Source organism: Mycolicibacterium arseniciresistens, assembly GCF_030519285.1.
GTDB lineage: Bacteria > Actinomycetota > Actinomycetes > Mycobacteriales > Mycobacteriaceae > Mycobacterium > Mycobacterium arseniciresistens.
Genome location: NZ_JAUMSQ010000371.1, coordinates 1 through 6954, shown reverse-complemented (window position 1 = coordinate 6954; position 6954 = coordinate 1). Strand labels below are relative to the sequence as shown.

Here is a 6954-nt window from a genome sequence, read left to right as displayed (position 1 = left end):
GCGGCGCCGCGGTGCCGACCGCCGCGCGCAGCAGCATGATCTGCTCGTAGGCCTGCGCGAAACGGCCGGCCGCCAGCCACTCCGGCCGCCCCGACAACCGGCCGAGGCGTTGCAGCGCAACCGGATCCACACCCCGTTCGGCGCAGCGCGCCATCAGGTCGCGGATCTCGCCTGCGAAACCGGCGGTGGTCAGGGCGGGGCGCAGGGCGGCGGGCCAGCCGGTCGGCGAGCGGTCGCCGTCCTCGAGGTCACCGGCGAGCATCTCCCGGATGATGCCGTCCTGTTCGGCGCCGGTGATCAGCCGCGGCGGCGGGTCGCCGTTGCGCTGCGCGGCCATCCGCAGGACGGCGAACGCATACGAGTGCACGGTGCGCACCAGCGGTTCGCGTACCACGGTACGGCTGCCGTCGCGCAGCATACGGCGGGTGATCACCGCGCGGGCCTGCGCACCGAGCCGCGCCGAACCCGTCAGCAGTAGAACGGATTCCGGTTCGGTTCCGGCGGCGATGTGCGCGGCGGCAGTCTCGACCAGCAGGGCCGTCTTGCCCGTTCCCGGCCCGCCGAGGACGCGCACGACGCCGCTGCGGCCGGGTCCGGTGAGCGCTGCCGGTGCCGACTCGATACGTGACGCGGTCATGAGGGCATGACACCACGGGGGTCCGACACGTCGGCCCGCGTCGCCCTCGGCGGACGGTCCGTCGGACCCTCCGCCGGAATGGAGCCCTACCATCGACGCGTGACCTCGCGACTGCACGTGTACCGGTACGGGCCCGCGCGGCCCGCGCAGATCCTCGCCGTCCACGGTCTGACCGGGCACGGTCAGCGCTGGCAGACGCTGGCCACCCGGCATCTGCCCGGATATGCGGTGGCCGCACCCGACCTGATCGGGCACGGGCGGTCGTCGTGGGCCGCGCCGTGGACGCTGTCGGAGAACAGCACCGCGCTGGCGGCACTGCTGGACGCCGATGGCGGCGGTCCCGTCGTGGTGGTGGGGCATTCGTTCGGCGGCGCGGTGGCGCTCGATCTCGCTGCCGCTCGCCCGGATCTGGTCTCGGCCCTGGTGCTGCTCGATCCCGCGGTCGGCCTGGACGGTGAATGGATGCGCGAGATCGCCGACGAGATGTTCGCCTCGCCCGACTACACCGACCGGGCGGAGGCGCGCGCCGAGAAGGCGAACGGGTCATGGGGTGAGGTCGATCCGGCCGAGCTGGACCGCGACCTCGACGAGCATCTGATCGACCTGCCGAACGGGCGCAGCGGATGGCGGATCAGCATCCCGGCGATGATGTCGTACTGGAGCGAGCTGGCGCGGCCCGTCGCTCTGCCCCGCGACGGCACCCCCACCACGTTGGTGCGGGCCGCCCGCACGCAACCGCCCTACGCCTCCGACGAGCTGATCACCGCACTGGACGCTACCCTCGGCACGGATCTCGAGGTGCTGCAGTGGGATTGCGATCACATGGTGCCCCATGCCCGTCCGGCCGAGACGGCGGCTCTCATCCGGGCCCATCTCGAACGTCACTGACATGGCGCCCATCACCGACGAACAGGTGGAAGCCGTCCGCGCGCTGGTCGCCAGGATCCCGGCGGGCCGGGTGTCGACCTACGGTGACATCGCCGACGCCGCAGGGCTTTCCAGCCCGCGCATCGTCGGCTGGATCATGCGCACCGATTCGTCGGATCTGCCCTGGCATCGTGTCATCACCGCATCCGGCCGGCCGGCCGCCCATCTGGCCACCCGCCAACTCGAACTGCTGCGCGCCGAGGGCGTGCTCGCCGACGACGGCCGCGTCCGGTTGACCGAGGCGCGGCACTCGTTCTGACGCGGCCTAGAGGACCAGCCGGACCAGCGCAGCGGTACGCGCCAGCCCCGGAAAGGCCGCCGCGGTCGAGCGCGGGTGCAGCGCGTGCACGGCGAGCCGGAACATCAACGCCCGCAACAACATCTGCGGCCACTCCGGCAGCGACGCCCACCGCTCGATGAGGCCGTCGTCGGACTCCCCCCAGGCCAGGGCGTCGACGACCACCACACCGGCCGCCCACGACGCCGGCCGCCAGTACGGGGTGATGTCGGTGATGCCCGGCGCGGCGGCCCCGGCGAACAGCACGGTGCCGTAGAGGTCGCCGTGCACCAGCTGACTGGGACTCTTGGTGGGCTTGCGCAGCCCGGCCAGTTGACCGATGAGCTCGACCGAGCGCTGCCCGTCGGCCGATCCGGGCGACACCCGCGCCCCGGGCGGCAACTTCTGCAGCGGCCGTTCCTCCCAGGCCGCGCGGTCGGCGGCGATGAAGACGTCCACGTCGGCCCACGGCGCGACGGGCGGCTGGGTCAGGAAGCGGGGTCGTTCGAGCTTCGCGGTGGCCTCGTGCAGCCGCACCGCGGCCGAGACGACCTCGTCGTGACGGGGCTCCGGCGTGCCGGCGACGAAGGTGTCGGCGCGCCACCCGGCCACCACGTAGCGACCGTCGGTCGACCGGACCGGCCGGGCCAGCCGGACACCGTCGACGAACAGCGTCTCGCGAACCTTGGCCGACCACGCCGCTCGAGCGTGGTCGGCGATCAGCGAGAGCACCACCTCGCCGCAGCGCCAGCCACCCTCCCACGTCGATCCGAGCGCCACCGGCCGCTGGCCGGTCAGCCCGAACGCCGCCAGCACGTGCTCCGGCGGCCGAGGGTCAGTCACAGGGCACAGGCTACCGGCGACAAGTCGCAGGTCGGTGCGCCGTGCAGCGTTGTGTCAGCGTCGTGTCGCGACCGTGACCCGTCGCGTCAGTACATCACCATGTCGGGTTCGAGCTGCCTGCCCCAGGCGACGATGCCGCCCTGGACGTGCATCGCGTCCGAGAACCCGGCCTTCTTCGCGATGGCCAGCACCTCGGCCGAACGCACGCCCGTCTTGCAGTAGAACACCGGCGTGCGGTCCACCTGCAGCTTCGACAGCGCCTCTCCCGACTCGAACGCGCCCTTGGGGATCAGCTCGGCGCCCTCGATGCGGTTGATGTCCCACTCGACCTGTTCTCGCACGTCGATCAGCGCCAGCGGCTTGCCCGAGTCGAGCAGTTCGCGCAGCTCACGCGGGGTGATGGTGGAGTCGGCGGCGGCCTCGGCGGCCGCGTCGGACACCACGCCGCAGAACGCCTCGTAGTCGATCAGCTCGGTGATCTTCGGCGTCTCCGGGTCCTTGCGGATCTTGATCGTCCGGTAGGTCATGTCCAGGGCGTCGTAGACCATCAACCGGCCCAGCAGCGGGTCGCCGATGCCGGTGATCAGCTTGATCGCCTCGGTGCCCATCACCGAGGCGATGGACGCGCAGAGGATGCCGAGCACGCCGCCTTCGGCGCAGGACGGCACCATCCCGGGCGGCGGCGGCTCCGGGTAGAGGTCGCGGTAGTTGAGGCCCAACCCGTTCGGGGCGTCCTCCCAGAACACCGACACCTGGCCCTCGAAGCGGTAGATCGAGCCCCACACGTAGGGCTTGCCCGCCAGCACGGCCGCGTCGTTGACCAGGTAGCGGGTCGCGAAGTTGTCGGTGCCGTCGAGGATCAGGTCGTACTGCTCGAACAGTTCGACGGCGTTCTCGGGCTCCAGCCGCACCTCGTGCAGGCGGACGTCGACCAGCGGGTTGATCTCCTTGATGGAGTCGCGGGCGCTCTGCGCCTTGGACCGCCCGATGTCGGACTGGCCGTGGATGACCTGGCGCTGCAGGTTCGACTCGTCGACCACGTCGAATTCGACGATGCCGATCGTGCCGACACCGGCCGCGGCGAGGTACAGCAGCGTGGGCGAGCCGAGTCCGCCGGCGCCGATCACCAGCACCTTGGCGTTCTTCAGGCGCTTCTGACCGTCGACACCCAGGTCGGGGATGATCAGGTGGCGGCTGTAGCGCGCGACCTCTTCGCGGGTCAGTTCGGCCGCTGGCTCGACCAGCGGCGGCAACGGTGACGACACCGATATCTCCTCAGTTCCTGCGGGCTGCAGACGTGGGCGTACCCCATCACAATAGGCACTTTCCACAACCGCGAACGCCCCGCATTGCTTCCCGTTCGGGCGGTGAGCGGGGATCAGGCGATGGGGTACGGCCAGGGATTGAACCGGCAGGTCCTGCCGTCGGCCCGCACGGTCTCGGGGTCGAACTTGGCGGCGTCGTCGTTGTTGGTCGAGAACGTCTGCTGCATCATGATCGGCGCCAGCGCGCCGTTCTCCGCGCACTGCTCGTGCCGCTGGTAGCCGATGGCGTGGCCGACCTCGTGATTGATGAGGTACTGCCGGTAGGAGCCGATGTCGCCCTGGAACGGCACGGCTCCGCGCACCCAGCGGGCCTCGTTGAGGAACACCCGCGGCTGTCCGTCGGCGTAGGCCGGGTTGTAGCAGGACGCCTCGAGCTGGATGTCGTAGCCGCAGCCCTCGCGCACCGTCATCGGCGAGGTCAGCGACACCCGGAAATCGGGTTCGACGCCCGACGTGGCGTCGACGCGGGTGAAGGCGAACTGCGGGTTGTGCGTCCAGCTCTTGGGGTTGGCCAGCGTCTCGCTGACCATGCGGGCGAAGCCCTCGTCACCGCCGATGGTCGTGGTGTCCACCCCGTCCTCGACCTCGACGGTGTAGGTGAAGACCTTGGTGGTGCCCTGACCGGCCTGCGGCGCAACGCCGGGGACGATGTGCCACGTTCTCGCACCGGCCTCGGTGAACGGACCGCCCTGGGGCAGGATCCCGGTGGGCAGGCTGGCGTCGAACTGCGTCAGCCCCTTCGGCGGTGCGCCGACGATCGCCGTGCTCGACACGCCGAGCGTCGGCGGCCCCTGCACCGGCCCCTGCTCGTCGTCGGCGGCCTGCGGAGCGCTGGTGCCGGTGACGGTCTGGTAGATCACCACGGCGGTGAGCACCATCAGCACCGGTAGCGCGTAGGCGCGCCAGCCGTAGGTGGAGACGAACCGGCCGAGCCAGGTCTGCTTGCGCCAGCGCCGGTGTTCGTCGCGGTTGGAACGGACCCGCCCCGAGTCGACCGCCAGCGGATCACGCTGTGCGCGCAGTGGCTCCCGCCATTCGTTGCGCAGCGCCGGGGCACGACCGGGCCCGCGACGCCCCGGGTCGTAGGTCACCGAAACAGGATGGCACAGAGGCGGGCACTTGCACCTCCGGCGCGCCACCCCGGGTGGCACCGGGGGTCGACCTCGCGCACACCACAGATGATCGGTAGTAGTGTCGTTTCGATGGGCGGCTTGGGTGAACACACCCAAGAGCGCCACGGGAATCCAGATTGAGGACTTGATGAGCGATCTCGCCAACACCGCCGAGAGGAGAGGTGCCAAGACCGGCAGCGGCGACACCGCGCCGTCCTCCGGTAGCGGCCGCCGCGGCAACCGGCTGCCCCGCGACGAGCGGCGCAGCCAGTTACTGGTCGCCGCCAGCGAAATCTTCGTCGACCGCGGTTACCACGCCGCGGGCATGGACGAGATCGCCGACCGGGCCGGCGTCAGCAAACCGGTTCTCTACCAACACTTCTCATCGAAGCTCGAGCTGTACCTCGCGGTGCTGCAGCGCCATGTCGACAATCTGGTCTCCGGCGTCCGCCAGGCACTGCGCACCACCACCGACAACCGGCAGCGCCTCCGCGCGGCGATACACGCGTTCTTCGACTTCATCGAGCACGACAGCCAGGGCTACCGGCTGATCTTCGAGAACGACTACACCACCGAGCCCCAGGTCGCCTCCCAGGTGAAGGTCGCCACCGAAGCGTGCACCGACGCGGTGTTCGACCTGATCAGCCGCGATTCCGGCCTCGAGGCGCACCGCGCAAGGATGATCGCGGTGGGCCTGGTCGGCATCAGCGTCGACTGTGCGCGCTACTGGCTCGACAGCGAGCGTCCCATCTCGAAGGACGCCGCCGTCGAAGGCACGGTGCAGTTCGCCTGGGGCGGCCTGTCACACGTGCCGCTCACCCGTTCTTGACGGCCTCGGCTCCCACCACGCCGACACCGAAGCCGACCCTGCGCACGTCGGCGGCGCCGATCTCCACGTAGGCGATCCGGCTGTTCTGCACCAGGTAGCGGCGGCCCTTCACGTCGGTCAGCGCCAGCACACCCGCGTCCCCGCTCAGCGCCGCGGACACCGCCTCCTCCACCTCGGCGGGAGTCTGCGCGCTGTTGAACGACAACTCGCGCGGGCTGTCCGTGACACCGATCTTGACCTCCACGTTGAAACCCCTTCTCGCCTCGGCACCGTCGAGAGTCGACCTGATGCGCTCTCCTGCTGAGCAGGCTAGTGGACGGGACGGCACCGGCGCCGCCGTGGGCGGTTCGCGCTGAGCGAAGCCGGTTCCGGAGCGCGATCGAACCGAGTCCCGACCGTGACCGACACACCGCTCGACGCACCTCATCCGTCACTTCTGCCCCGATAGCATCAGGCGCGGCAGTGGACGAGACGATGGGGAAAAACCCGATGGACAGGCGATATTCGGCGAACTCGCCGTACACGACGGCGCCGACCGAGCGGTTCGACGCAGCGACGACCAGGATCGCCGACGGCCGTGTCGGCTATGCCGATCCCGGGTCGCCCGTCGAGGACTATCCGGCATACGAGGACTACCCGTACGGCGCCGGCTACGACTCCCTGCGCGACACCGGCTACGACACCGACTACCGCAGCCCCGACGAGTCCGACGACGACTCCGGCGACGGCGACTACGCCGAGTACGAGCACGAGCCGCTGCTCGACCGCAGGTGGATGTTCATCGCCTGCGTGGCGGGCGCGATCCTGCTCGTGGCCGTCATCTGCACGGTGGTGATCCTGGGCGGCGGCGACAGCGGATCGGTGACGGCGACTGTGGTCCCACCGCCGCAGACCAGCCAGCCGGCCACCACCGCGGCGCCCCCGGCCGCCACCTCGCCGCCGACGTCGCTGCCTGCGGAGACGGTCACCACCGTGACGCCGTCCCCGAGCGCGACCGCCGCCGT

At 70.5% G+C, this 6954-nt stretch carries 8 protein-coding genes and 1 pseudogene; 4 read left to right on the top strand and 5 right to left on the bottom strand.

All coding sequences use genetic code 11. The features are described from left to right. Nucleotides 1-637, bottom strand: a 637-nt coding sequence (locus Q2100_RS28515) for a UvrD-helicase domain-containing protein (protein ID WP_302916739.1), incomplete at its 3' end; no start/stop codon positions are given. 78 nt (nucleotides 638-715) lie between these two features. Here Q2100_RS28515 and Q2100_RS28510 point away from each other — a divergent pair. Beyond that, the gene (locus Q2100_RS28510) at nucleotides 716-1525 is read left to right on the top strand and encodes an alpha/beta fold hydrolase (protein ID WP_302916738.1); all 810 of its coding nucleotides are present in this window, start codon (nucleotides 716-718) and stop codon (nucleotides 1523-1525) included. 1 nt (nucleotide 1526) lies between these two features. Continuing rightward, entirely contained in the window at nucleotides 1527-1823 is a 297-nt protein-coding gene (locus Q2100_RS28505; protein ID WP_302916737.1) for an MGMT family protein, read from the top strand. A 6-nt stretch (nucleotides 1824-1829) separates the two neighbouring features. Here Q2100_RS28505 and Q2100_RS28500 read toward each other — a convergent pair whose 3' ends face one another. The 3 genes from Q2100_RS28500 to Q2100_RS28490 form a co-directional block, all read right to left on the bottom strand. Beyond that, on the bottom strand, nucleotides 1830-2684 hold the full coding sequence (locus tag Q2100_RS28500) for a TIGR02569 family protein (protein ID WP_264010867.1): 855 nt from the start codon (nucleotides 2682-2684) through the stop codon (nucleotides 1830-1832). 86 nt (nucleotides 2685-2770) lie between these two features. Beyond that, complete coding sequence (gene moeZ / locus Q2100_RS28495; protein ID WP_264010868.1) at nucleotides 2771-3949, bottom strand: adenylyltransferase/sulfurtransferase MoeZ; 1179 nt, start codon at nucleotides 3947-3949, stop codon at nucleotides 2771-2773. Nucleotides 3950-4062: 113 nt separating this feature from the next. Next, a complete protein-coding gene (locus tag Q2100_RS28490; protein ID WP_302916736.1) occupies nucleotides 4063-5100 on the bottom strand; it encodes a DUF3152 domain-containing protein in 1038 nt (345 codons plus the stop codon). 169 nt (nucleotides 5101-5269) lie between these two features. On the opposite strand from Q2100_RS28490, the gene Q2100_RS28485 reads away from it, so the two are divergent. After that, the gene (locus Q2100_RS28485; protein ID WP_269894093.1) at nucleotides 5270-5950 is read left to right on the top strand and encodes an HTH-type transcriptional activator FasR; all 681 of its coding nucleotides are present in this window, start codon (nucleotides 5270-5272) and stop codon (nucleotides 5948-5950) included. Here the strand turns inward: Q2100_RS28485 and Q2100_RS28480 are convergent. Beyond that, nucleotides 5937-6194, bottom strand: a complete 258-nt coding sequence (locus Q2100_RS28480) for a DUF3107 domain-containing protein (protein ID WP_264010871.1) — start codon at nucleotides 6192-6194, stop codon at nucleotides 5937-5939. The two genes, Q2100_RS28485 and Q2100_RS28480, sit on opposite strands and share 14 nt — an antisense overlap. 245 nt (nucleotides 6195-6439) lie before the next feature. Between Q2100_RS28480 and Q2100_RS28475 the strand changes: the two are divergent. Continuing rightward, nucleotides 6440-6954: pseudogene (locus tag Q2100_RS28475) on the top strand (hypothetical protein); the annotation flags it as partial.